The 3,169-nt window shown below is 71.2% G+C and carries 3 protein-coding genes; 1 reads left to right on the top strand and 2 read right to left on the bottom strand.

Going from position 1 to position 3,169, the window contains the following annotated elements; genetic code table 11:
- Nucleotides 1–79 precede the first annotated feature (79 nt).
- Together AC08ON_RS03590 and AC08ON_RS03585 are read right to left on the bottom strand one after the other, a co-directional pair.
- Entirely contained in the window at nt 80–1,426 is a 1,347-nt protein-coding gene (locus AC08ON_RS03590; RefSeq protein ID WP_476606388.1) for a M16 family metallopeptidase, read from the bottom strand.
- Nucleotides 1,423–2,724 carry a M16 family metallopeptidase gene (locus tag AC08ON_RS03585; RefSeq protein ID WP_476606389.1) on the bottom strand — a complete coding sequence of 434 codons (1,302 nt, stop codon included), beginning with the start codon at nt 2,722–2,724 and terminating at the stop codon, nt 1,423–1,425. The genes AC08ON_RS03590 and AC08ON_RS03585 overlap by 4 nt, the downstream gene beginning before the upstream one ends.
- Nucleotides 2,725–2,922: 198 nt before the next feature.
- Between AC08ON_RS03585 and AC08ON_RS03580 the strand changes: the two genes are divergently transcribed.
- The coding region (locus tag AC08ON_RS03580; protein ID WP_476616443.1) for a PucR-like N-terminal domain-containing protein at nt 2,923–3,169 on the top strand (247 nt) is incomplete at its 3' end.

Raw genomic sequence — 3,169 nt, 5'->3', positions numbered from 1 at the left:
CCCCCGCGTCCCACCTCCACCAGGCGCTGAGCACGCCCCGCCGGGACCGGGACCCCCGGGACCGGGACGGGCCCGGTGCTCAGGTCGCGACGATGCCTAGTGCCCCCACGGTCGCGGAAATCCTGGCCGCGTCCCCGACGAGCACCGTGATCAGCTTTGCCGGGGCAAGCAGGTCCGCCGACACCGCCTGGATGTCGCCCACGCCGACCTCGGCGAGGGCGCGCGGGTGATCACGCAGGTACTCGACCCCGATCCCGGCCCCGGCCAGCGCCGACAGCGTCGAGGCGAGACCGGCGGCGGTCGCGCTACCCAGTGCCAACGTGCCGACGGCGTATTGGCGGGCGGCGTCGAGCTCCTCCTCGCTGGGCGGTAGAACCGCCATCCGCCCGAGCTCGTAGAAGATCTCCAGCAACGCGGGCCCGGTCACCTCGGTGGCGACGTCCGCGGCGACGGTGAACCGTGACCCTGCCTGGTAGTGATCGATCGAGCTGCGCGGGGAGTAGGTGTAGCCCTTGTCCTCGCGGATGTTGTTGACCAGCCGGGAACTGAAGTAACCACCGAAGATGGTGCTCGCCAGCCGCTGCGCCGGGTATCCGGGCGCGGAACGGCCCAGGGCCGGTCCGCCCAGCCTGATGTTGGTCTGCACGGCACCCGGACGGTCGACGATGACGATCGGGCCGGTGGTGAGGGCTGGGACCGGCGGGACGGTCCGCGCGGGCCCGCCCGTCCAACCGCCGAGCGCGGCGGAGACCGCCGCGAGAGCACGCGGCGCCGGCACGTCCCCGACCAGGGTAAGGATCGCGCCGGCCGGGGAGATCAGTTCGGCGTGCAGGGCCCGTACGTCCTCGGGGCCGACCTGTCCGACGGTCTCCGGCTCGGCGATACCGGTGGCGTAGGGGTGGTCACCGAAGAGCCTGCCGAGCAGCGCCTCCCGGGCGATGACCGCGGGCTGGCTACAGGCGATCGCCGTGTCCTCGACAATCCGGTCGCGTTCGCCGGTGACCTCGTCGTCCGGGTAGGTGGCGCTGAGGAGCACCTCGGCCATGATTCCCAACAAGGGTTCGAGGTTCACCGCAAGGGCGGAACCGACGATGGCCAGCCGGTCGGCGTCAACCCCCGTCGACAACGATCCGCCCAGGCGCTGGACCTCGGTGGCCAGGCCCACCCGGTCGAAGCGGTGTGATCCGGTGAACAGCGTCTCCGCGAGCACCTCGGCCCGGGCCTGGTGCACGGCGCCGACGCCGGCGAAGGGGATCCGCAGCCGCACCTCGACCAGGGGCACACTGGCCCGCTCCACCACCAGCACCCGCAGACCGTTGTCGAGAGTGTGGTCGGTGACGGCCGGCAACTCCGCCGGGACGGTCGGGCGCACGGCCGGGATGACCGCCGCCCGGGTGGTCGTCGAGCTCAGCGCGCTGCCGCTCATGAGGCGGCGCCGGCACGCAGCTCCAGGACCGAGCGGCCCTGGTCGAGAAGCGCCCGGGCGGCCGCGGCGACGGCCTGCCCGGTCACCGCGGACAGTTCCGCGGGCAGTTCGTTCACCAACTCGGGACGTCCCCGTTGCAGCTCATGCACGGCCATGGCGAGTGCCCGTCCCAGCGCGTCGTCGGACTCACGCAGCAGCGAGGACGCCACCCGCGCCTGCACCCGCTCCAGCTCGCCGTCCGCCAGGCTCTCGCCCGCCAGCCGCGCCAGTTCCTCGTCGACGGCGGCGAGGACGGCGTCCGCGCTCGCGTCCTCGGACTGGCGGGCCTCCAGGGTCAGCAGCAGCGGGTCACGCTGCTCGAACGGATCCCCGAAGGTGCCGAGGTAGGTGCTCACACCGATGACCGAGCGATCCTTCTGCACCAGGCGGCGTTCGAGCCGGCTGGCGTCGCCGTCGCTGAGGATCTCGGTGAGCAGGTAGTAGGACAGGTAGGTGGACAGGTCGCCGATCGGATCGGGCACCCGGTAGCCGACCGCCAGGGCGGCGCGCGGCGCGAGCGGATCGGTCAGCACCGCCCGGCGCTCGGTACTCGGCACCGGCTCGGCGAAACTCACCCGCGTCGGCACCGAGCGGGCGGGGATGTCACCGAAGTACCGGTGGACGAAGGTGAGCGTCTCCTCCGGGTCGATGTCGCCGACGATGGTCAGCACGGCGTTGCCCGGTGCGTAGTACTTGTCGAAGAAGTCCTCGGCGTCGTCCAGGCCCGCGGCCTCGAGCTCGGAGAAATCCCCGTAGCCGTTGTGGGCGTTCGGAAAGGTGTCGAACGCGACCGGCGGCAGCTTGATCCAGGGAAATCCCCCGTAGGGGCGGTTCAGGACGTTGACCCGGATCTCCTCCTGCACCACGGCAATCTGGTTGTCCAGGTTCTGGCGGGTGATCTTCGGCGCCCGCATCCGGTCCGCCTCCAGGAACAGGGCCAGTTCGAGCGCCCCGGCCGGGAGCAACTCGAAATAGTCCGTGTAGTCCGGGTGCGTCGATCCGTTGAAGATTCCGCCGGCGGCCTGGACGTGCTTCGGATGCTCGGCCTTACCGACGTTCTCGCTGCCCTGGAACATCAGGTGCTCGAACAGGTGAGCGAATCCGGTACGGCCCTCGGGCTCGGATCGAAACCCGACGTCGTAGTGCACCGAGACGGCCACCACCGGCGCGGTGTGGTCAGGGGCGAGCAGCACGCGCAGGCCGTTACCGAGCCGGGTCCGCTCGATCGGATAGGAGGATGCCGGCAGGGCCGACTTCACCGCGGTGGACGCGGCCGGGCCGGGTTCTCTAGGCGGGGACACAGTTGCCAACGCTACTGCCCGGCGGGCCGCGCCGGTGGCGAAGAGGACGCCCATCCCAAGTCATGGCCACGGGGGCCCTGCCCTGCCCCGACCCGCTCGGGACCGATTCCGCCGGCCGTCGGCGACGACCACGGGCGGCCCCGCCCAGACGACGAGGTGCGGGAGATTGCGACTGTCGGGCGGCAAACTGTCCTCATGGGACAGTTTCCGGCCCGGCTGAGTGAGATCCTCGCTGCCGAGTTCGACGCTCTGGGTGAAGAGATTATCGCCGCGATCGCCCGGGAGGTTCCCGCCTACGCGCGCCCGCTGGAGGGCAAGTTCGGCCATGGGGTGCGCCGCGGAGTCGACGAGGCGTTGTTCCGCTTCCTCAGCCTGGTCGAGGCCGGTCCCCACTGCACTGTCG

The organism is Frankia sp. CoWAU3, assembly GCF_977971855.1.
Note: the sequence above shows the minus strand (reverse complement) of the source record. Positions and strands in the feature narration are given on the sequence as shown.